The 20,694-nt window shown below is 66.7% G+C and carries 26 protein-coding genes; 11 read left to right on the top strand and 15 right to left on the bottom strand.

Annotation, left to right across the window (positions count from 1 at the left end; translation table 11 throughout):
- Positions 1-58 precede the first annotated feature (58 nt).
- On the bottom strand, positions 59-475 hold the full coding sequence (locus tag VGG53_RS03770) for a hypothetical protein (protein ID WP_331516671.1): 417 nt from the start codon (positions 473-475) through the stop codon (positions 59-61).
- A 113-nt stretch (positions 476-588) separates the two neighbouring features.
- Entirely contained in the window at positions 589-1,512 is a 924-nt protein-coding gene (gene mshB, locus VGG53_RS03765; RefSeq protein WP_331516653.1) for an N-acetyl-1-D-myo-inositol-2-amino-2-deoxy-alpha-D-glucopyranoside deacetylase, read from the bottom strand.
- Between the two features lie 129 nt (positions 1,513-1,641).
- Between mshB and VGG53_RS03760 the strand changes: the two genes are divergently transcribed.
- Positions 1,642-2,226, top strand: coding sequence for a TetR/AcrR family transcriptional regulator (locus VGG53_RS03760; protein WP_331516652.1), 585 nt, complete (start codon positions 1,642-1,644; stop codon positions 2,224-2,226).
- A 315-nt stretch (positions 2,227-2,541) separates the two neighbouring features.
- On the opposite strand, the gene VGG53_RS03755 is transcribed toward VGG53_RS03760, so the two are convergent.
- From VGG53_RS03755 to VGG53_RS03745, 3 genes are read right to left on the bottom strand one after another with little or no spacing between them, the layout of a single operon-like run.
- Positions 2,542-4,401: an ABC transporter family substrate-binding protein gene (locus VGG53_RS03755; RefSeq protein ID WP_331516670.1), complete on the bottom strand. Its 1,860-nt coding sequence runs from the start codon at positions 4,399-4,401 to the stop codon at positions 2,542-2,544.
- Positions 4,402-4,445: 44 nt separating this feature from the next.
- Positions 4,446-6,335, bottom strand: coding sequence for a translational GTPase TypA (typA, locus tag VGG53_RS03750; RefSeq protein WP_331516651.1), 1,890 nt, complete (start codon positions 6,333-6,335; stop codon positions 4,446-4,448).
- Between the two features lie 55 nt (positions 6,336-6,390).
- Positions 6,391-6,798 (bottom strand): (deoxy)nucleoside triphosphate pyrophosphohydrolase, encoded by a 408-nt coding sequence (locus VGG53_RS03745; protein WP_331516650.1) that lies wholly within the window; start codon positions 6,796-6,798, stop codon positions 6,391-6,393.
- A gap of 26 nt (positions 6,799-6,824) precedes the next feature.
- On the opposite strand from VGG53_RS03745, the gene VGG53_RS03740 reads away from it, so the two are divergent.
- Positions 6,825-7,109, top strand: coding sequence for a 4a-hydroxytetrahydrobiopterin dehydratase (locus VGG53_RS03740; protein WP_331516649.1), 285 nt, complete (start codon positions 6,825-6,827; stop codon positions 7,107-7,109).
- Positions 7,110-7,170: 61 nt separating this feature from the next.
- Here the strand turns inward: VGG53_RS03740 and VGG53_RS03735 are convergent, their stop codons facing one another.
- Complete coding sequence (locus VGG53_RS03735; protein ID WP_331516648.1) at positions 7,171-7,626, bottom strand: MarR family winged helix-turn-helix transcriptional regulator; 456 nt, start codon at positions 7,624-7,626, stop codon at positions 7,171-7,173.
- 101 nt (positions 7,627-7,727) lie between these two features.
- Here VGG53_RS03735 and VGG53_RS03730 point away from each other — a divergent pair, with 101 nt between their 5' ends.
- The 4 genes from VGG53_RS03730 (at position 7,728) to VGG53_RS03715 (ending at position 11,428) form a co-directional block, all read left to right on the top strand.
- Entirely contained in the window at positions 7,728-8,585 is an 858-nt protein-coding gene (locus tag VGG53_RS03730; protein ID WP_331516647.1) for an NAD(P)H-binding protein, read from the top strand.
- Positions 8,586-8,919: 334 nt separating this feature from the next.
- Positions 8,920-9,096: a hypothetical protein gene (locus VGG53_RS03725; protein WP_331516646.1), complete on the top strand. Its 177-nt coding sequence runs from the start codon at positions 8,920-8,922 to the stop codon at positions 9,094-9,096.
- A gap of 4 nt (positions 9,097-9,100) precedes the next feature.
- Positions 9,101-10,315: an acyl-CoA dehydrogenase family protein gene (locus VGG53_RS03720; protein ID WP_331516645.1), complete on the top strand. Its 1,215-nt coding sequence runs from the start codon at positions 9,101-9,103 to the stop codon at positions 10,313-10,315.
- Between the two features lie 3 nt (positions 10,316-10,318).
- Positions 10,319-11,428: an acyl-CoA dehydrogenase family protein gene (locus VGG53_RS03715; RefSeq protein ID WP_331516644.1), complete on the top strand. Its 1,110-nt coding sequence runs from the start codon at positions 10,319-10,321 to the stop codon at positions 11,426-11,428.
- Here the strand turns inward: VGG53_RS03715 and VGG53_RS03710 are convergent.
- On the bottom strand, positions 11,425-12,696 hold the full coding sequence (locus VGG53_RS03710) for a mannosyltransferase (protein ID WP_331516643.1): 1,272 nt from the start codon (positions 12,694-12,696) through the stop codon (positions 11,425-11,427). The genes VGG53_RS03715 and VGG53_RS03710 overlap by 4 nt on opposite strands.
- A 131-nt stretch (positions 12,697-12,827) precedes the next feature.
- Here VGG53_RS03710 and VGG53_RS03705 point away from each other — a divergent pair, with 131 nt between their 5' ends.
- Positions 12,828-13,541 carry a hypothetical protein gene (locus VGG53_RS03705; protein ID WP_331516642.1) on the top strand — a complete coding sequence of 238 codons (714 nt, stop codon included), beginning with the start codon at positions 12,828-12,830 and terminating at the stop codon, positions 13,539-13,541.
- Positions 13,542-13,611: 70 nt separating this feature from the next.
- Positions 13,612-14,547 (top strand): hypothetical protein, encoded by a 936-nt coding sequence (locus VGG53_RS03700; RefSeq protein WP_331516641.1) that lies wholly within the window; start codon positions 13,612-13,614, stop codon positions 14,545-14,547.
- Positions 14,548-14,574: 27 nt separating this feature from the next.
- On the opposite strand, the gene VGG53_RS03695 is transcribed toward VGG53_RS03700, so the two are convergent.
- Complete coding sequence (locus VGG53_RS03695) at positions 14,575-14,721, bottom strand: DUF1059 domain-containing protein (RefSeq protein WP_067334757.1); 147 nt, start codon at positions 14,719-14,721, stop codon at positions 14,575-14,577.
- A 16-nt stretch (positions 14,722-14,737) separates the two neighbouring features.
- Positions 14,738-15,319: an HhH-GPD-type base excision DNA repair protein gene (locus tag VGG53_RS03690; RefSeq protein WP_331516640.1), complete on the bottom strand. Its 582-nt coding sequence runs from the start codon at positions 15,317-15,319 to the stop codon at positions 14,738-14,740.
- Between the two features lie 123 nt (positions 15,320-15,442).
- Between VGG53_RS03690 and VGG53_RS03685 the strand changes: the two genes are divergently transcribed.
- A complete protein-coding gene (locus tag VGG53_RS03685) occupies positions 15,443-15,850 on the top strand; it encodes a DUF4345 domain-containing protein (RefSeq protein WP_331516639.1) in 408 nt (135 codons plus the stop codon).
- Here the strand turns inward: VGG53_RS03685 and VGG53_RS03680 are convergent.
- Positions 15,847-16,035: a DUF5302 domain-containing protein gene (locus VGG53_RS03680; RefSeq protein WP_331516638.1), complete on the bottom strand. Its 189-nt coding sequence runs from the start codon at positions 16,033-16,035 to the stop codon at positions 15,847-15,849. The two genes, VGG53_RS03685 and VGG53_RS03680, sit on opposite strands and share 4 nt — an antisense overlap.
- Before the next feature lie 39 nt (positions 16,036-16,074).
- Positions 16,075-16,518 (bottom strand): PPOX class F420-dependent oxidoreductase, encoded by a 444-nt coding sequence (locus VGG53_RS03675; protein ID WP_331516637.1) that lies wholly within the window; start codon positions 16,516-16,518, stop codon positions 16,075-16,077.
- 62 nt (positions 16,519-16,580) lie between these two features.
- Between VGG53_RS03675 and VGG53_RS03670 the strand changes: the two genes are divergently transcribed.
- The gene (locus VGG53_RS03670) at positions 16,581-17,138 is read left to right on the top strand and encodes a DUF1697 domain-containing protein (protein WP_331516636.1); all 558 of its coding nucleotides are present in this window, start codon (positions 16,581-16,583) and stop codon (positions 17,136-17,138) included.
- Here the strand turns inward: VGG53_RS03670 and VGG53_RS03665 are convergent.
- Positions 17,111-17,476, bottom strand: a complete 366-nt coding sequence (locus tag VGG53_RS03665) for a GntR family transcriptional regulator (RefSeq protein ID WP_331516669.1) — start codon at positions 17,474-17,476, stop codon at positions 17,111-17,113. The genes VGG53_RS03670 and VGG53_RS03665 overlap by 28 nt on opposite strands.
- A gap of 93 nt (positions 17,477-17,569) precedes the next feature.
- Between VGG53_RS03665 and VGG53_RS03660 the strand changes: the two genes are divergently transcribed.
- Positions 17,570-18,283, top strand: coding sequence for an NAD-dependent deacylase (locus tag VGG53_RS03660; protein ID WP_331516635.1), 714 nt, complete (start codon positions 17,570-17,572; stop codon positions 18,281-18,283).
- On the opposite strand, the gene VGG53_RS03655 is transcribed toward VGG53_RS03660, so the two are convergent.
- From VGG53_RS03655 to VGG53_RS03645, 3 genes are all read right to left on the bottom strand, one after another.
- Entirely contained in the window at positions 18,280-18,927 is a 648-nt protein-coding gene (locus tag VGG53_RS03655; protein WP_331516634.1) for a class I SAM-dependent methyltransferase, read from the bottom strand. The genes VGG53_RS03660 and VGG53_RS03655 overlap by 4 nt on opposite strands.
- Before the next feature lie 25 nt (positions 18,928-18,952).
- Positions 18,953-19,672 carry a TetR/AcrR family transcriptional regulator gene (locus VGG53_RS03650; protein ID WP_331516633.1) on the bottom strand — a complete coding sequence of 240 codons (720 nt, stop codon included), beginning with the start codon at positions 19,670-19,672 and terminating at the stop codon, positions 18,953-18,955.
- On the bottom strand, positions 19,662-20,694 hold a 1,033-nt coding region (locus VGG53_RS03645; protein ID WP_331516632.1), incomplete at its 5' end, for an MMPL family transporter. The genes VGG53_RS03650 and VGG53_RS03645, both read right to left, overlap by 11 nt.

Below are 20,694 nucleotides of genomic sequence, written 5' to 3'. Positions count from 1 at the left end.
GCGGTGCACCAGGGAGTCCCTGCCCTCCCGGCGATGACCGACGAGGTCGCACGACTGGTCAGGGCACGACGCGGTGCCGCCACAGCACCCAGAACGGCGGCAGTGCGCCCAGCGCGAGCAGCAGCAACGGGCTGTATGCCAGCACGCCTCGTCCACCGAAGATGACGTCGCCGCCCGGGCCGGGCAGGCACATCGCGAGAACGGTCAGCAGCCAGGTCCACAGCGGCAGCGCGGCCAGCCGTGCCGATGTGGTCCACCGTCCGGCCGCCCAGACCAGCGCCGCGTTGAGCAGGCCGCTGATCAACGCGCTGATGGGAAACGGGACGGAGCCGATATAGGTCGGCAACAGCATCGCGCCACCGACCGCGGACAGCACGCCGTCGACCGCGAGCAACATCAGAACAACGATTCGGACCGCGGGGTCCGTCACGCCGGTGTCGCCGATCTGGCCGAGGCGCGGCGTGGTAGCGGTCAGGTTGGGACGGTGTCCAACTGGGAAACGATGGACATGAGCTCCCACTGGAAGCTGTCCAGTCGGTCCTGCCAGTGTTGCTGATTCTGGTCCAGATCCGGGTCCATGCCGGAAGCCTACCGTGTGACCGGCGCGGCCAGGTCGAGACCGGCGAGCAAATCGGTCTCCCAACCGCGCTCGTCACGGTGTCCTGCGGCGCCGGCGGCCAAAATGTAATGCTCCTGCGGCACGATCGGCAGGGCGAGGTTGTTCGACAACGCGAGCGCCCGGCCGGTGGGTCCGACGGTGAGCTGGGTGGCGTGCGCGAGCAGTGCCGCCGTCTTCGCCGGTAGCGCATCCGAGTCGTCGATGACGGCGTCGATCTCGTTGTCGCCGTAGCCGAGTTCCTGAAAAGCTGAATAGTCACCGTCGGGCGCTGGAATCACCCAGTCGTCCAATAAATCGCCGGCGCCCAGCTCCTCCCACCCCGCGGTGAACGCGCTGCGGGCAATGACCGTCCAATACAACTTCGGCACCGCCCACGGCGTACCCGGGTAGTCATCGGTGCCGGCCGCGGCCACCGCCGCGGTGGTGACGACGTGGGTCTGAATGTGGTCGGGATGCCCGTATCCGCCGTTGGGGTCGTAGGTCACCACGACGTGCGGGCGCAGCGCGCGAATGATGTCCACCAGCGCGCCGACGGCCTCGCGTTCGTCGGCGTCGCTGAACCGCTGAACACCGGGTCGGCCCCGAGGTTCGGTGCCCACCATGCCCGAATCACGCCAGCGGCCCGGGCCGCCCAGGTAGGTCGGCCCGCTCACGCCCAAGGCGCGCAGCGCGGCGGTCAGCTCGCCGATGCGGTACCCGCCGAGCTGGTCGGCGTGCTCGACGGCCAGCTGCGCCCACTGGTCGCCGATCACCTCGCCCTCCTCGCCCAGCGTGCAGGTGACCACCTGCACCTGCGCCCCGCGCGCGACGTAATGCGCAATCGTGGCGCCGTTGGTGATGGTCTCGTCGTCGGGATGGGCATGCACGAACAACAGCCGGGGGGTTTCCTGCATGGGACGCACCCTACCGGGGCGCTGCGCGGCAAAGGATTTCGCGGCATAGACCACTGAGCAGCAAAGATAATCGCCGACTCGGCAAAGCCCCGCTCGGGCTGAAGATACGTTGCTGGCTACTATCGTCGCATGGCACAGCAGACGGCAACGGTTCGCACCCGCCGCCGCGGCAAGCAACTCGAAGATGCCCTCTACGACGCGACGCTGGCCGAATTGGCTGCTGTTGGCTATGGCGGACTGACCATGGAAGGGATCGCCGCACGGGCACGTACGGGCAAGGCCGCGTTGTATCGGCGATGGTCCAGCAAGCACGACCTGGTTCAGGCGGCGTTGCGCTACGCGTTGCCGCCGTTGCCCGAGCCTCGCCCGGACCGGTCGGCGCGGGAGAATTTAGGCGCATTCTTCGGCGCGCACTGCGACCTGGTCGCGGGCAAGACCGCCTTCCCCGGCCTGTTCACCATCCAGCAACTGCTACACGAGCCGGAGTTGCGCGCGATCTTCGCCGACGCGGTAGTCGGACCTCGGTTACGGATGACCGAGTCGATCCTGCAGGCCGGCGCGGCCAACGGCGAGATCGATGCCGCCACGCTGACGCCGTACACCGCGAGAGTCGGCACTGCGTTGATCAACCAGCAGCTGCTGCTCACCGGCGCTCCGCCGAACAAGCGTCAGCTCGCTCAGATCGTCGACACCGTACTGCCGCATTCCACATGACCGTTGTTGCAGCGCACTAGTTTTCAGGTTGGGCAGCGCCCAGCGCCCGGCGGTGGGCCAAGCCGAAAAAAGCCAAAGGCGGGCCGCCCCCTGGTCGGTCCGCCTTTGGCGTATGGGTGGTCGAGGCAGGACTTCGATCAGAAGAACCTGCGGAGGATCCGTCGCGTTGCATCGCGACGCCTCCAGTAGCTGGGACATGCCCGGCTTGTGACTGAACCGGTGTATCGAACAATACCTGAGAGCAACCTTAATGACCTTGATTCATTAACTTTTGTCTAACAGATATCGAATCGTTACCGAGGGCTGCCGGCGGGCTCACTGAGCGGTCTTCACCCACTGCGCCGCATCGCCGACGATGCCGACCGGCACCGCGCCGGAGAGACTCACATTCTGCACACTCGGACCGGCGCCGACGATCGTGGTGTCCTGCAGGATCGGCAGCACGGTGGACATATCCCACAGCCGCGGCTCGACCGCGTTGACGACGTCGTTGATGTCCTTGGCGCCGTTGAGCGCGGCATCGATGTCCGACTGCACGCCGCGGTCGCAGATACCGGTGAGGTTCGACGGCGCCTGCACCAACGCACCGGGCTCCTGTGTGCGGGCAGCCGGCGTCGAGGTCGTCGCAGTCGGCGTGGTGGCAGGAGCGGGCTTAGCCGAACCGGACGGGCCGGCTGACGCCGGGGGCTTCAAGGTGGGGGCGGTCGCGGTCGATACCGTGGTCGCCTCCAACGCGGGGCAGCTGTAGCGGGACGCCAACTGCGTCGCCAAGTTTCCGCCGGCTTCGCGCCAGCCCACCAGGGCGTCGACCCGGTTGTTCACCAACGCATCGCGGTACAGCGCCACCGGGTCAAGCGCCAGCACGGTCGCGGCGATGCCGACGTTGCGCAACTGGTCGGCGGCGGTGTTGGCGACCGCCACCGAGGTCGGGTCGTTGGCCGCGACGCCGATGACCAGCGATAGCTGCTTGCCGTCCTTGCTGACGTGTCCGCGGGTGGTCTCCGGCGTCGAGGTGTCGTTGTCGATCTGGTAGCCCGCCGCTTCCAGCAGCCCCAGCGCCGCCGTTCGGGTCAGCGCCGGCGGCGCGGTCGGCACGTAGCCCGGGTCGCTGGGCGACCGTATCTGCGCCTGGGCCAGGCTGACGGTGTTGTCGCTGCCCGCGCCCACGGCGGCAAGCAAGTCCACGTCGAGCAGCCCCAGGATCGCCTTGCGCACCTGCCCGTCGGCCAGCTTGGACTCGCTTGCGCGCAGCGTGAGCTGCATGACCCGCGGCGTCATGATCCGGGCGGTCCGCACGTCCGGGATCGCCGACAACTGCGCGAAAACCGCTGAGCCGCCGTGCACCTGGGCTACCTGGGTGTCGCCGTTGCGAACCGAATCGGCCAGCGCGGCGGGCGCCCCGGCCCGGCGGAACAGGATCAGGTCGGGCTTGGCCGGCGGTCCCCAGTAGCGGTCGTTGCGGGCCAGCAGGATCTCGTCGCGCTGGGGGTCGATGGACTCCACCCGGAACTGCCCACCGGTGACCGAGAGGGTGCGAGCCAAGCCGGCCGGGAAACCGCCCGGCACGTCTTTGACGATGTGGGCCGGAAGGATGTTGCTGAACAACTCACGCCATGCCGGGTAGGGCCGGGCGAAGGTGACGACGGCCTGCTTGCCGCCGTCGATCGATTGCACGCCGGTGATCAGGTCATAACCGGCCGGATCGACCACACCGGGCTGGCCTACCATCTGCCGCCACAGATACCAGAAGTCGTCGGCGGCGATCGGGGCGTTGTCGGTCCACTGCGCCTCCGGCCGGATCTTGTAGGTCACCGTGAACGGGTTTTCGTTGGTCACCTCGGCGGACTGCAGCAGCGTGGTGTCTATTTCCCACCGGGATCCCGTCGGCGTGGCCGGATCGGCCGCCGGACGAAACGCGCTGGGTAGCACCAGCGCACTGATCGCGGCATTGACCGCGGACAAGTCGGACAGCAGATGCGGGTTGAAGCCGGCGCCGATCGAGTCGATGCCCATGATGATCTGCGTCTTGCGCTGCGGCGGCGGCGGCGTGCTGCGCGAGGTCTCGGTGCTCTGCGGCGCCGGGGGCGGGCTGACGGCGCAGCCGGCGAACGCGAGCAACCAAACCAACACGCCGGTGGTCGCGCAGACCCGGCGGGCTCGTTTCGGCACGCCCAACAGGGTATCGGGATCCGATTGCCCGACGACGGCCATCCGACCCGCTAGCCGCGGGCCTTGGCCCGCGCCTTCGCCCGCGCGCGCAGGCTGGCCGTGAGCTCGACCTTGCGCACCCTGACCACCTCGGGGGTGACCTCGACGCACTCGTCGGCGCCGCAGAACTCCATCGCTTGCTCGAGGTCGAGTTCCAGCGGCCTGGCCAGCGTCTCGATCACGTCGGCCGTCGACGACCGCATGTTGGTGAGCTTCTTCTCGCGCGTCACGTTGACGTCGAGGTCCTCGGCGCGGGGGTTGATCCCGACCACTTGGCCCTCGTAGGTGTCCTCACCGGGTTCGACGAAGAACTGGCCGCGATCGCCCAGTTGGATCATGGCGAACGGGGTGATCGACCCGCTGCGGTCGGACACCAGCGAGCCCGTGTGCCGCGCCCGGATCTCGCCGGCCCACGGCCGGTAGCCGTCGAACACGGCGTTGGCGATGCCGGTGCCGCGGGTCAGTGTCAGGAAGTCGGTGCGGAAGCCGATGAGTCCGCGGCTCGGCACGATGAAGTCCATCCGCACCCAGCCGGCGGCGTGGTTGGTCATCTCCTCCATGCGGCCCTTGCGGGCGGCCATCAGCTGGGTGATCGCGCCGACGAACTCCTCGGGGCAGTCGATGGTCATCGCCTCGAACGGCTCGTGCAGCTTGCCGTCGACAGTCTGGGTGACCACCTGCGGCTTGCCGACGGTCAGCTCGAAGCCCTCGCGACGCATCTGTTCGACGAGCACGGCCAGCGCCAGCTCACCTCGGCCCTGCACCTCCCAGGCGTCCGGCCGGTCGATGTCGACGACCTTGATCGACACGTTGCCGACGAGCTCGGAGTCCAACCGAGACTTGACCATGCGCGCGGTGAGCTTGTGCCCGGACACCTTGCCCGCAAGAGGCGACGTGTTGGTGCCGATGGTCACCGAGATGGCGGGCTCGTCGACGGTGATGCGCGGCAAGGCGTGGGCATGCTCCGGATCGGCGAGCGTATCGCCGATCATGATCTCGGGGATGCCCGCCACCGCGACGATGTCGCCCGCGATGGCCTCCTCGGTGGCGGTGCGCTCGACGCCCTCGGTCACCAGCAGTTCGGTGATCTTGGCGTTGGTGATGACCGGATGGCCGTCGACTTCCCGCATCCAGGCCACCTGCTGGCCCTTTTTGATGCGGCCCTTGTAGATCCGGATCAGTGCCAGTCGACCGAGGAACGCCGAAGCGTCGAGGTTGGTCACCAGCGCCTGCAGCGGCGCCTCCGGGTCGCCCTGCGGCGGCGGAATGTGTTCGAGCAGCACGTCGAACAGCGGGTCCAGGTTGGTGCCGTCGGGGTTCTCGCCGTTAGCCGGTTCGGTGGTGCTGGCGATGCCCGCCCGTCCCGACGCGTACAGCGTCGGCAGTCCCAGGGCGTCCTCGGCGGCGGTCTGGGCCTCGGCGTCGAGGTCGGAGGCGACGTCGAGCAGCAGGTCGTGGCTCTCCGAGACCACCTCGGCGATGCGGGCGTCTGGCCGGTCGGTCTTGTTGACGACCAGGATCACCGGCAGGTGTGCCCCCAGGGCCTTGCGCAGCACGAAGCGCGTCTGCGGCAGTGGGCCCTCGGAGGCGTCGACGAGCAGCAGCACGCCGTCGACCATGGACAGGCCCCGCTCCACCTCGCCGCCGAAGTCGGCGTGGCCCGGCGTGTCGATGACGTTGATGACCGTCATCGAGCCATCCGGGTGCCGGCGGTGTACGGCGGTGTTCTTCGCCAGGATCGTGATGCCCTTTTCCTTCTCCAGGTCGCCCGAGTCCATCAGGCGCTCGATTGCGTCGTCGCCGCGATGCGTCAGCGCCCCGGATTGCCGCAACATCGCATCGACCAAGGTCGTCTTGCCGTGATCGACGTGCGCGACGATGGCGACGTTTCGGAAATCCACGCCGGTGATTGTTTCAGTGCAGGTCGTGTATCGCGAAACTGAGCGGCTGTGACGTTTACCGCGGGACCTCTGTCGCGGTGGTCAGCAGACGACTCAGCGCCAGCAGAAAGCCGCGATCGGCGGGGACCCAGTCGACGTCGTGCAGCTCCGCCGCGGAAACCCAGCGCAACGCGGCGTGATCGTGCGGCTGCGGTTCGCCGCGAACCAGCCTGACTTGGTAGGCCCGCAGCGTCGTCGTCGCATTGAGGGCAACGTCGTCGCCCAGACGCGGCCCGACCGCGACGTCGACACCGAGTTCCTCGGCAAGTTCGCGGGCCAGCGCCCCGGGTTCGGTCTCACCCGCGGCGACCTTGCCGCCCGGCAGCTCCCAGCGGCCGGCCAGTTCCGGCGGCCGCGTGCGCTGTGCAATCAGCGCCAGCGACTCGGCGACGATCGCTCCGGCGACCACGATCTGGTTGAGCATCGCGGCTGACGGTATACGGTTGAAATATGGCTGTGTTAACGGATGAACAAGTAGACGCCGCACTGCCTGACCTCAACGGGTGGGAACGAAAGCAGGGCGCCCTGCGTCGATCAGTGAAGTTTCCGGCGTTCCTCGCCGGCATCGACGCGGTGCGCCGGGTGGCCGAGCATGCCGAAGCCGAGGATCATCACCCTGACATCGATATCCGTTGGCGGACAGTGACTTTCGCATTGGTGACGCACTCCGAGGGTGGTATCACCGACAAAGACGTGGCGATGGCGCGCGACATCGACGCCATCATCGAGGACTAGCCTCACCGGGAACTAGTGTCGCTCAAATAAATTGCTATTGGCGAATATCGAGCAACACATTTCACGACCGCGACCGGCCGGGCGTATCGGCGGGCGGGTGAAGCAGTCGGTAAGCCCTGGCTTGGATCTTCGTCAGCGCGCCGATGAGGCATACGCGCTCATCGACGGTGAGGTCGGAGGTGACGACGTCCTCCAGCGCCGCCCGGTCCGCCTCGACTGGGTCGCGCAAGGACCGGCCCTTGTCGGTGAGCCACAGCCGGACAAGTCGGTTGTCGCGACTGTCGCGCACGCGGGTGAGCAGGCCCGTCGTGCCCATTCTCGTGGTCATCTTCACGATCGTCGGGGTGGTGACGTTCAGCGCGGTGGCCACCTCTCCCGGCGTTTGTCCGTCCCGAGCCCACAGCAAGGACAGCACCAGATCCTGTCCCAAATGCAAGCCGTGTCTGCGCACGTCCCGATTGGACAACGCCCGCAGCAGTTTCGACGTCCGTCCGTGTAGGTCAAGGAACTCCGACACGCGCAGCCCTCCCGGTGGCCAGCGAAACACCAAACAATCGATAGACGGCTAGTCATTAGCCGTCTATCTTATCAATTGACGGCTAATGACTAGGAGATGCGATGATACTTGTCACGGGAGCCACCGGACGCATCGGCAGGGAACTCGTTCGGGAACTCGACGCCAAGGGCGTCAAGTTCCGGATCCTCGTCCGCGATCCAGAACGTGCGGCCGACCTGTCAGATTCGGCGCAACGGATAATCGGGGACCTGGACGATCCCGCCACGTTGGGGCCCGCGCTCGCCGGGGTCGACCGCCTGTTCCTGCTCGTTCCAGGAATCGGGAGCGCCCACGTCCGCGCCATGGTCCGGGCGGCCACGACGGCCGATGTCCGACACATCGTGCTGTTGTCCTCATACAACGTCATGGGCGACCCGGTGCCCGCGATGGGACGCTGGCATCTGGAACGGGAAGCGATAGTCAAGGCCTCCGGTATATCCTGCACCATCCTGCGGCCGGGTGGCTTTATGACCAACGCGCTGGAATGGGCGGAGCCCATCCGCACCGGCCGCGGTGTCGTCGATCCCACCGGCCCCGGCCGCTACGCCCCGATCGACCCGGCCGACATCGCGGCCGTGGCCGCCGTGGTGCTGACCGACGACGGCCACCAAGGCCGGGAGTACTACCTCACCGGTGCGGAGACCTTCACGATCGCCGAACAGGTCGCGATCATCGCGGCCTCGATCGGCCACCCGATCGAGGTCCAGCTCGCCGTCACGTCCGAGGAGTCCGTGCGCTCCCGGTATCCCGACGGAGCGCCGGCGGCGCTCGCCGCGGCGCTCATCGAAGGGCTGGAACTGATGCGGCGGGACACGACCGGGTTTCGCACCGACACTGTGGAATCGCTGCTGGGGCGTCCGCCGCGCACTTTCGCGGACTGGTGCCTGCGCAACAAGGACGCGTTTCGCCCCGCCGGGTGATGCGACGACGAGGGCGTGTCGCACCCTCGCAGACACCGGCGTACGGCGGCTTCCACACCGGCTATCCCGGCCACCGGCTGCTCCTCTTCGAAGAAGCCGGGGAATACATGCACAGGAGCACGCTACGAACCCCGGGCTCCGCAATGAGCGCCGCAGCCTTGACACTGCCGGGTGCCTATAGTTCAGTCGATCAAACTAGACGGGTGTCAAGAAACGGCGATTCATAGCTGCGTTCGCGGTCACTGTTTACACCCGGATGGTCGTTCTTACCGGGGTAGCTGGCTTCCCGCGGCATAGCGCGGTGATCGTCGCATGATTACGGAGAAGGATCCGAATGGACGCATTGGTGCAGTGTGAGGATTTCGGTGGGTGGACTCGGCTCACCCTCAACCGCCCCGAAAAGTTGAACGTTGTGACGGTGGAAATGTTCGCCGAACTCCGCCGCCACGTCGTCGACTTGAAGAGAGCAGACGGTGTCGGCATGGTCGCTTTCTCCGGCAAGCGCGGCTGATCCTATGCACATCGACTTCGCGCCCGAACTCGACGCCTTCCGTGAGGAGGTGGCGGCCTTTCTGGATACCGCGCCGACGCCGGCGATCCGCGAGGCCGGTCGCAAGACGACCAGTGCCTTCGCCCCGTTCGACGAGGTCATGCAATGGCAAGCCATCTTGCATCGGCAGGGCTGGGCGGCCCCGGGCTGGCCCGTCGAGTTCGGCGGACCCGGCTGGTCGGTCGAACAACGGTTCATTTTCGCTGAGGAGTACTGCGCGCGTGACCTGCCGCCACTGCTGCCGAACTGTCTTCAGATGGTGGGCCCACTCCTGATGGAACTGGGCACGCCGCAGCAGCAGGCCAAGTACCTGCCGAGAATTCTTGCGGCCGAGGACTATTGGACGCAAGGCTATTCCGAACCCAACTCCGGTTCGGATCTCGCGTCGCTCAGCTGCACCGCGGTCGCCGACGGCGACGACTACGTCATCAACGGAAGCAAGATCTGGACGACACTGGCCCACCGGTCCAACCGGATGTTCATGCTGGTGCGCACCAGTCGGGAAGGAAAGCAGCAGCGCGGCATCACCTTTCTGCTACTGGAGCGCACGGACTATCCGGGCATGACGATCCGGCCAATCGTTGGCCTGGACGGCTTTCCCGAGCAGTGCGAGGTGTTCTTCGATGACGTTCGAGTACCACAGTCCGGACGAGTTGGCGAGGAGAACGACGGCTGGACGGTCGCGAAGGCATTGCTTAAGCACGAGCGCGGCGGCTCGGCGCAGGGTCCGTTCCTGCGCCGACGGTTGCGGCTGATCCGCGAGGCTAGCACCACGGCCGACGCACCGAATGGTGGTGTACTGGCTGATGATTCGGTCTTCCAACGCGACCTGGGACAGGTCGAGGCCGACGTCGCGTCCTACGAGTATTTCGAGAAGCTTGCGATCAGCGCCCATCCCGTCGCCGACGACCCGGCATTTCCCTCGGTCAAGAAGACGATGGGCTCCGAGTTGACACAGCAGCTCTCGGTGATGATGACGCGCGTCGCCGGCCTGGAGGCGCTTCCACTGCAGCAGGAGGCGCTCGCCGTCGGTTCCTCGCAACCCGGGTTGAGTGACGAGCTTGCCCTGATCGCCATGCCCTTCTATCTGAACTCGCGTGCCACCACGATCTATGCGGGCACCAACGAGGTACAGCGCGACCTGATCGCGCGCAGCCTGCCGTTGACGGGCAAGGGCTGACAGATGGACTTCACCTTTTCCGATGAGCAGACGATGCTGCGCGACAGCGTGTCGCAGTACCTTGGCCGGTCCTATACGTTCGACCAGCGGCAGGCGATCATCGGATCCGAAAGAGGAACCTCGGGCGCAGTATGGCACCAGCTTCGAGAGTTCGGGCTGCTGGCGCTTCCCTTCCCCGAGGAGGTGGGCGGGCTGGGTGGATCGTCGACTGACGTCGTCGCCATCTCCGAAGTGTTCGGTGAGCATCTGATGAGTGAGCCCTACCTTTCGTCGATCATCCTGGCCGGTCGCGCGCTCGCGTTTTCACCGGAGATCGACACTTCACGTGAGTGGCTGGCGAAGATCACCGACGGCGAATCGCTGGGTGCCTTCGCCCACGAGGAGGGACGCGGAACCGCCGATCCGGCACGCATCGCCACCACCGCGACGTTCGGTCCGGATGGCTACCTCCTGAATGGCGAGAAGCGGTTGGTCCTTGGCGGCGGCGGCGCGGACGTGATGGTGGTGACGGCGCGCCTGGTGGGTGCCGATCACGCAGCGGGCGAATTAGGCCTGGTGTTGGTGACCCCGGACGCATCGGGGGTATCGCTGACGAGCTATCGCACGGTCGATGGACGCAACGCCGCCAATTGCGCGTTCGGCGATACACCGTCGGTTTTACTTGCGCGCGATGCCGCGGTGGCGATCAACGCGATCATCGCCGACGCAATACTCGCGCTGTCCGCCGAGGCTGTTGGCGCGATGAGTGCGTTGCTGGACACAACCGCCTCCTATGCCGGATCACGGCAGCAGTTCGGGGTGCCGATCGCCACGTTCCAGGCGGTGGCGCACCGCCTCGCCGACATGAAGATCGCCTTTCTCAAGGCACGGTCGACATTGCTCTACACCACCGCGATTGTTGAAGCGGGCCGTGCGCAACCGCGCGACATCTCGTTGTTGAAGGCGCAAGTCGGCCGCCTCGGCCGGACGATCGCCGAAAGCGCGGTCCAGATCCACGGCGGTGTCGGGATGACCGACGAGGTGGCGATCGGCCACTATCTGAAGCGGATCCTGGTCATCGATGCGATGTTCGGCGACAGCGACTTTCACTTCCGGAAGGTCGGTGCGCGCTAAGCCGTGCGCTTTCCGCGGGTCGCGATCCAGGCCAGCGTGGCCAGCGTTGCGACCAGATAGACCAGCCCGCCCCAGGCCTGATACCAGGGTCTGCCGTTCTGCCAGATGGTCGGCTGGGCGAAGCTGAGCAGCCAGGGCACGCCGATGACGGTCAGCGCCAGCCAGGTCCAGCCGAGAATCCGCGCGCCGCGTTGGGCAGACAGCGGCCCGTGCAGTAGCCAAATCATCAACGGCACCAGCCAAACCCAGTGGTGGGTCCAGGAAATCGGCGAGAGCAGCAACCCGAACAGCTCGACCACCAGCAGCCGGCCGAGCCGGTCCGGCTGGTCGGCTCGGGTGCTCAGCACGCGCCAGGCGAGCACGGAAAGTATTGCGGTGACCGCGATCCCGATCAGCACCACCGGGCTGTAGCCGGGGTCGTGGCCGGATATGCGACAGATACTGCCTCGCCAGGACTGGTTGAATATCGTGCAGATCGGCCCGACCCGGTCGGTCTTGAAGATCAATTCGGTGAAGTAGTAACGGGTTTGATCGCCGACGACCAACACGGATGCCGCGACGGTGGCCAGGAAGACGACCGCGGAGAACACCGCGGCACCCCACCGGCGCGCGCCGACGAAATACAGCCCCGCAATCGCCGGAGTCAGCTTCACCCCGGCCGCCAACCCGACCAGCAGCCCGGACCACCACCGCCGGGTGCTGTAGACCGCCAACAGCGTTGCCAGCGCCAGCAGTACGTTGATCTGCCCGTAGTCGAACGTGCTGCGTAGCGGCTCGAGCCACATCGCGATCGCCGTCCAGAGCATTGCCAGCCGGTGGCCCTCGCCGGCCCCGGCACCGAGCAATCGCTGGCTGATCCGAACCACCCCGTAGAGCGCGGCCATCGTCCCGACCTGCCAGCAGAACGCGACAAGGCCGAACGGCAGCAGGTGCAGCGGATAGAAGATGACCGCGGCGAACGGCGGGTAGGTAAACGGCAACGGGAAATCCGGCGTCTGGTCGGCGTAGACGTAGCGGTACAGGCTGCCCGGATGGTCGATGGTGGCGGCACCGCCGATGTAGACGTGCAAGTCAACGAAGTTGGCCCCGTGGGGCGCCAGATACGTCCACGCCAACCGCGCGGCGACACTGACGACGAGGAGCACCGGCCCGAGCGTGTTGATCGAAATCGCGCGCCGGCGGTGGGTAGCTGCCGCCGGGGCGGCCGAGGTGGTGTCTATCTGAACGACTTTAACGTCGGCCCCGACGCGCACGGCAGTTCCCGTCACGAGCGCGCTCGGTCACCGTCGTCACACGTATCCGTAACGATCGAATAAATGCCACACGTGTCACTTGAGTCACTTCGACATCAAGCGAACCATCGGCCCCGAGGACCCGTCATCGAGATTCAGGGAGAGTCATGTCAACCGTTCGAACCTTGTTACGCGCCACCGCTGTCGTGGCGGGCTCATCGGCAGCGTTGCTCATGGGTGGCTTGATGGGCACAGCCCATGCCGACCCGGCACCGGCGCCCACACCCAACATCGGGGAACAGCTGGTCACTTCGGCGGCCGGCGCACCCCAGGTGCTGCAGAACGTCGCGGGGGCGCTGGGCGGACAGCCTGCCACCCCGCCGCCGTTGGCCAGCGCCTCGATCAAGATGCCGCAGACGACGCCTGCGGTGCCGGGGGCCGGCTCCGCGCTTCCGGGAGCTACGTCGCTGATTCCCGGGGCCACCGCTCCGACGACGAGTTCCTCGCCCGCACTGGGGATTCCAGGGTTGACGCCGTCGGTGCCTGCCGCGACCGCGCCGACGACCGGCATCCCCGGGTTGACGTCGACCGTTCCGGCTGCGGCCGCACCGGCGACCGGCCCCGCGGGGATGCTGCCCCAGGCGCAGCTCAACCTGCCGCAGATACCGGGGCTGCCGTTCCCGCTGCCGCAGCAGGTGTCGCTGCCCGGCGACCTGACCTCGCTGATCGGCGGGGGATCCCCGCTCAGCAGCGGGCTCGCCTCGGCGGCAGGCCTACCGGCCGTTGCCGCACCGGCGGCGTCCCTGCCGGGCCTTGCCGCACCGGTGGCACCTGTCGCGACGCCAAACCCGCTGCTGTTCCCGGTTTCCGCCCTGCCCTGACGCGCCCCGCCCCGGCCGGCTAGCGCCACCGCGCTAGCCGGCCACCAACATCGACGACTGGGAGGACACCATGTTCATCGCACGAAATCTGATCAGCACCTTCGCCGCCGCGGCTATCGCATCCAGCGCCGCAGTGGCACTGTCCCCTGCCGCGACAGCCGACCCGGCCCCGCCCGCGCCGATCCCCGCTCAACAGCTGCCGGGACTGCCGGCGTTGAGCGAGCTGAGCCCGATCATCCAACAGGCCGCCGGAAACCCCGAGCAGGCCACCCAGCTGCTGATGGCGGCGGCGCAGGCATTCAGTCAAAGCCCGTCGGCGCCCGATGAGTCGAAAAACGTTGCGGCGTCGGTGAACCAGTTCGTCCAGGCACCCGAAGCCGCCTCGACGGCCCATGTCGTCCCGCCGGGTGTGGAACCGGGTGCGCAGGCGCATCTGCCGACCGGTATCGACCCCGTGCACGCGGCGGGTCCTGCGCCCGCGGCCGCACCGGCACCCGCCAACGCCGTCCCGGTGGCCGCGGCTGCACCGCCCGCCGGGCCGGCTCCGGCCGCACCGGCGCCCGCCCCCGAGGCTGCGACGCCGGGCTTCAGCCCGGACGCCCCGCCCACGCAGGACTTCATGTACCCGTCGATCAGCAATAACTGCGGGACCGATGGCGGCAACGTGCTGGCGCCTGTGCTGTCGGTGGCCGGACCGGCCAAGATCCCGGCGCCGGGTCCCAACGCCGGTCAGACGGCCTATGTATTCACCGCGATCGGTACATCGGGACCCGCCGAGGTGCAGAAGCTGCCGCTCAACGTCACCTGGGTGAACCTCACCACCGGCAAGTCGGGCAGCGCGACGCTCAAGCCGCAGCCGGACATCAACCCGCAGGGGCCGACCACGCTGACCGCCACCGTCGACACCGGATCGGGCAGCATCATGTCGACGGTCTTCGGGCAGGTCACGACCAAGGACAAGCAGTGCCAGTTCATGCCCACCATCGGCTCGACAGTGGTGCCCTGAGCCCAGTCTGATCTGCCGTCAGTACAGCTAATACGCCATAAATAGGATCGCGTCCCGGTCGTACTCCAGACCGGGATGCGCGCTGGCCAGGTGGGCCTGGGTCAGATCGACCAATTCATCTTCGTCTTTGCCGGTGATCGCCTCACCACACGGACAGTTCAGATGTGTCTTCACGTTGCCACCTTTCGGTTCATTTCTGTCGTGCCGACTTTTCAGCCTTCATCTGCTTCTTGTACGAACGGACCTTGTCCAGCGAACCCGCATCGGCGATGTCGGCGACCGACAGGTGCGTGCCGGCCTTGCCGAATTCGCCCGCGGCGCTCCGCCAACCCTTGGGAGTCACCGCGTACTGCTTGCCGAGCAAGGCCAGGAATATCCGCGCCTTCTGCTCGCCGAACCCGGGTAGGTCCTTGAGGCGTCGCAGCAACTCGGCGCCGTCGGGATCACCGACGGTCCACAACCCCGCGGCGTCGCCGTCGTAGCGATCGACGACGATTTGCGCCAGCGCCTGGATCCGCTTGGCCATCGATCCCGGAAAGCGATGTATCGCAGGCCTTTCCGAGCACAGGTCGGCAAACTTGTCCGGGTCGTAGTCGGCGATCTCGGCGGCGTCGAAACCGCTCATCCGGTCGGCGATCTTCTTGGGTCCGGAGAATGCGGTCTCCATGGGGACCTGCTGGTCGAGCAACATGCCGACGAGTAAAGCGAATGGGTTCTCCGACAGCAGCGCATCGGCCTCCGGCTCCTGCGCCAGGCAGAGCTTCACGGACATAGGCCGACTGTAGTCCCCCGACCATTCGGCACTGCCGGCTCCCGGCGCGGAAGATCGACGCCGCGATGACCGGGTTGTGCGACACGCGGGCTCGGCTTGGCCATGACGAGTTACGGTGGCGCAATGGTCGACACACCTGCCCTCACCGGTCGGCACCTGAAGAACCTGGCCGGGTTCACCGGGCTGACCTGCATCGTGATCGGGATCTACCACTTCGTTCTCGGCACCGCGTCAGTGCCCGGTGCGGCGGACGCCAACGCGACGGTCGATTCACGCGAGCGGTTCTACTCCGCCTATTTCGCCGGCTACGGGTTGGCCTGGTTAGGGGCCGCCCGAAAATCGCCGATCCGGGCCCGGGAGATACGCCTACTGGCGGGCCTGATGTTGGTCAGCGCCGTCGGACGGGTGATCTCACTGGTCAACAAGGGTCGGCCGCACTGGTTCCAGGAAGTGCTCACCGCGATCGAATTCATCGTTCCGGCAGCATTTTTCGGGATCGCGAACGCCGACGAAAGGCCAGCTAGGGGCTAACCGCTCTTGCGGCGAAACTCCCGGCGGTTCTCCACCGGGCCGTGTGAGCGTGGTCCTTTGGCGCCGCCGCCGTCCTTGTGGTCGGCTCCGCCCGATGACTTTGCGTTCTTACGCTCGAGCGCTTCCCGAAACTTGCGCTTGTTGTCGTCCTCCGATGACTCGGCCCCCGACTTCGATCCAGTCATAGCCCGCAGCCTAGCGTGCCCGCCGCGGTTCAGCGGGGTTCACCGCACGCCCGGCGGCATCCCGTAGACGTGCGCTATCGGCAGGGTCAGCACAACGCGACGGTCGGTGATCATCGCCTGCCGGTAGTCGTCCCAGTCCGGGTGTTCACCGGCGATGTTGCGGTACAAGGTGATCAGCGCTTCGACGGTGTCGTCGTCGGGCGCGCCAGCAGGCGGGGTCAACGTCGCGGTGCCCTCAGCAACCGCATACGACCAGCCGTCGTCGGAGCTGACCAGCAGCGACGCCCGCGGATCGCGACGCAGGTTGCGGGTCTTGGCCCGCGGCTCGGTGATCGACACCTGAATGGCGACATTGCGGGCGTCGAAGTGATACGAGACGTTGGACAGCTGCGGGCGTCCGTCCCGCTTGAGAGTGGCCAGCACGCCGAGAGAGTTATCCGCGATCACGGCCAGCAGCTTGTCGTCGAACACGTGGCGCCCCATGTCGCAAGCCTACCCAGGAGATCACGCCGTGACTGGGCGACGGCGTGGCTACGATCGCGCTCATGACCCAGTACGCGGCGTTCCTGCGCGGCGTCAACGTCGGCGGTGTCAACCTGAAGATGGCTGACGTAGCGGCCGCGTTGACCGGCGCAGGACTCGATGAGGTCCGCACGATTCTGGCTACCGGAAACGTGACGTTGGATTCACCCAAGGCCGCCGATGCGGTGCGCGCGGCCGCCGAGAAGGCGCTGCGAAAGCAATTCGGTTACGACGCCTGGGTGCTGGTCTACCCGATCACGAAGTTGCGTTCGATCGTCGACGGGTATCCGTTCGAGGCCGAGGTGGACGGATACCACTCCTACATCACGTTTGTCAGCGATGCCGATGTGCTCGACGAACTCGCCGCGCTGTCCAGCGAAGCAGCAGCCGACGAGAAGATCGCGCGCGGACCCAGGCCCGCGGGAGTGATCTATTGGCAGGTGGCCAAGAATCACACGCTGGACAGCACGATCGGCAAAACGATGGGCAAGAAGCGCTACAAGTCGTCGACGACGACCCGCAACCTGCGCACGCTGGTCAAAGTCCTGGCGACTCAGTCGTCCGCGAAATCCTCGAGGTAGCGCAGCGCCTCGGCCTTGCCGAGTCCCAGTCCGCGCGCGACGTCGAGATAAGTCCGTGCCGCAGCCGCCATCGCGGTATCCGACGGGTCGACTCGAGCGACGAAAGTGCCGAAGCGACCGCGGGTTTCGACGATGCCGGCGGTCTCCAGCTCCCGGTATGCCCGGGCCACGGTGTTGACGGCCAGGCCCAGTTCGCCGGCCAGTTCACGTACCGTCGGCAGCCGCGCCCCGGCCGGCAACGTGCCGGCCCGGATGGCCTCGATGATCTGGTTGCGGAGCTGATCGAACAGCGGTCTATCCGCCCGCCCGTCAACCCGCAGCCACTCCCCCAACTCCACCCGCTCAGTATCCCGCAGTCCCGCTAGATTCACTGCCCGGCTCCTCCTCATCGCGCTACGCGCTCTGCATTGTCGCCGGGCTATCTTGGTGGAGTGCGTATCACGGTGCTGTCCGGCGCGGGGATCTCCGCGGAGAGCGGCGTGCCGACGTTCCGCGACGACAAGAACGGCCTGTGGGCCAAGTTCGACCCCTACGAGTTGTCCAGTGTTCAAGGTTGGTTGAACAATCCCGAACGGGTGTGGGGCTGGTATCTCTGGCGTCATTACCTGGTCGGCACCGTCGAACCCAACCCCGGCCATCGCGCTGTCGCCGCCTGGCAGGACCACGCGGAGGTCAGCGTCGTCACCCAGAACGTCGACGACTTGCACGAGCGTGCGGGCAGCTCGCCGGTGCACCACCTACACGGCAGCTTGTTTGAATTCCGCTGTGCGGCTTGCAGTCTGCCCTACTCCGGTGAGCTTCCGGAAATGCGGGAGCCCGCCTTGGAAGTCGAGCCACCGAGCTGCGATTGCGGTGGCCTGATCCGCCCTGACATCGTGTGGTTCGGCGAGGCATTGCCCGAGGGCCCCTGGCAGCACGCGGTCGAAGCGACAAGCGCCGCCGACCTGCTGGTCGTAGTGGGCACCTCGAGCATTGTCTACCCGGCGGCGAGCCTGCCCGAGCTGGCGCTGGCCCGCGGAGCGATCATCGTCGAGGTCAATCCGGAGCCAACACCCCTGTCGAGCAACGCCACGATCACTGTGCGCGAGTCGGCCAGCACGGCCCTTCCGACATTGCTGCAGCGACTGCCCGCGCTACTGAATTAGGCCGGGCGTCGCGCTCGGCCCAGCACGAACTCCGACACCGGCAGCGGCACCCACGCCGGCAGCGCATGCTCGGTCCGGGTCCGGGCAACGTCGAATCCGGCAGCGCGAATCGCGCTCTCGGTGTGGCGGTGGGCGTGGCAGTTGCCCGCCAGCCTCGGCCAAATCCCCGTCGCGTCGACAAAGTGCTGGAACCGTCCGCGAATTCCCCCGCTGGCAACGTGCTCCAGATAACGCAGCTCGCCGCCCGGTCGTAGCAGCGAAAGCAGTTGCCGCAGAACCAGATCGGGTTCGGCTACCGAGCACAGCACCAGCGAGCACACCACCGCGTCAAACTGCTCCTCAGCCAAGAAACTCTCTGCCGTTCGATTGGTGACCTCGATCGGAATCTGCGCGGCGGCGGCCGCATCCCGGGCCATCCCCACCAGCCGTTGCTCGGGTTCGATCGCAACGACGCGTTCGACGGAATCAGGGTAGAACGCAAAGTTGGTCCCGGTGCCCGCGCCGACCTCGAGCACCCGGCCCGACAAGCCGGCCAGGTTCTCCCGGCGAGATTCCCGCATCTGTTCGGTCTCGTGTGCGGCGATGGTGGGCCATATCCGGGCGAAGAACGGATGGGAGACGGTGTCCGCGGTCGATGACGTCATGGCTGCCGGCCTTTCGAAACGGTTACTAGGGAGATCCTTGCACCGAAGACCGCAACGCCCTCAAGCGTTGCACCACCTGTTCGGGTGTGGCATCGGCGCCGACCAGTCCGGTCACCATATTCCCCGAGAAGAGGGCACGCAGCACCCGGTCGGTGAATGCTTCGGCATCGCCGAACGGCAGGTGCGGCTTGGCAATCAGCAGCGAGGCCACGCCGTGCGCGGCACTCCACAGTTCTAGGGCGACCGCGGCCGCGTCGCCCCGCGGGAACACGTCCTCCTCCATCAGCGTCCGCACGGTCGCGCACATGTGCTCGAAGGCCGAACTCGCCAGTGCGGCATCGACATTGCTGCCCGATCTCCACTCGCCCATCGTCGCGATCCGGTAGAGCTCAGGGTTTCTGGTGGCGAACCGCACGTAGGCCAACCCCTGCGCCCGCAGCACGTCCACGGCGCACGACTGCAGTGCAGATACCCGCTGCATCTCCTCATCGAGTTTCTCGAAGTAACCCGCGCACACCGCATCCAGAAGTGCATCCTTGTCGTGGAAATGCAGGTAGATCGACGGTGGCGTCACACCCACGGCTTCGGCCACCGAGCGGATCGACACCGCCTTGGCGTGCCCGGTTTCCAGCAGGAGTTGGGTTGCAGCGCCCAGGATTTCGTCGCGCAGCAGATCTCCGGATCCACGCGGGGCACGCCGCCGGCGAAGATTGTCCGCTGCAGGTTGAGCCGGGCTAGCCACCATCGGCGACCGTCGCGGCTGTACACGCCACGCTGGGTGCGGCGGATGTGACGTGATCCCCGCTGGCCCGCCGGTGCCGTCCGCCCACGGGATCGGCTGTCAAGGGAATCGTCGCGGAGTGCGATTCGCTGATCCCGAACCGGTCGTGCAGCCAGGTCAGCGGTTTGGGCGCCCACCAACCCCATCGGCCCAGAACGTGCATGAACGCCGGCACCAGAACCATCCGCACCAACGTCGCGTCGGCCAAGACCGCCAGGGTCAGGCCGAGACCGAACATCCGCATGAAGGACACTTGTGCGGCGATCAACGCGGCAAACGAAATCGACATCACCAACGCCGCGGCAGTAACCACCCGGCCGGTGCGCGCCAGGCCGAGCGCCACGCTCTCGTCGTTGTCGTCGCGTTTGGTCTTGTTGTCCGCCGTGGCGGGTCGCGACGCGGTCGCAGTCAACCAGTACTCGCGAATCCTGGAGACCAGGAACACTTCGTAATCCATGGACAGGCCGAAGGCGACACAGAACAACAGCACCGGGATGTTGGCCACCAGCGTGCCGGTCTGCGTGGTGCCCATCGCGCCGAGATGGCCGTCCTGAAAGATCCACACCAGCGCACCGAACGCTGCGGTCAGCGATAAGACGTTGCACACCAATGCCTTTAGCGGAAGCAACACGCTACCGGTGAGCAAGAACAGCAGCACAAAGGCGATGATGGCGATGAGGCCCAACACCACCGGCAGCCGACTGGTGATCGCGTCCACGCTGTCGCGGTTGATCTGGGCCAGCCCGGCCATCTGTACCGACTGGCCCGCCGGGCCGGGCACGGCGTGCAGCCGGTCGAGCTGGGCGTCGGAGGCTTGGGAGAAAAGCGGCGCGGTGGTGGCGATGGTCAGAAACGCGCTGCCTTGGGCCATCCCGGTGGCCGCCGACGGCGGTCCTACCAGGTTGCCGTGGACGAAGGTTCCGGTCGGCGCCGACACCGCCGAAACGTCGGTCACCCGTGACAGATCGGCGGCGTAGCGGCTGAGG

It is taken from the genome of Mycobacterium sp. (assembly GCF_036490025.1).
In the GTDB taxonomy this organism is placed as follows: domain Bacteria; phylum Actinomycetota; class Actinomycetes; order Mycobacteriales; family Mycobacteriaceae; genus Mycobacterium.
Note: the sequence above shows the minus strand (reverse complement) of the source record. Positions and strands in the feature narration are given on the sequence as shown.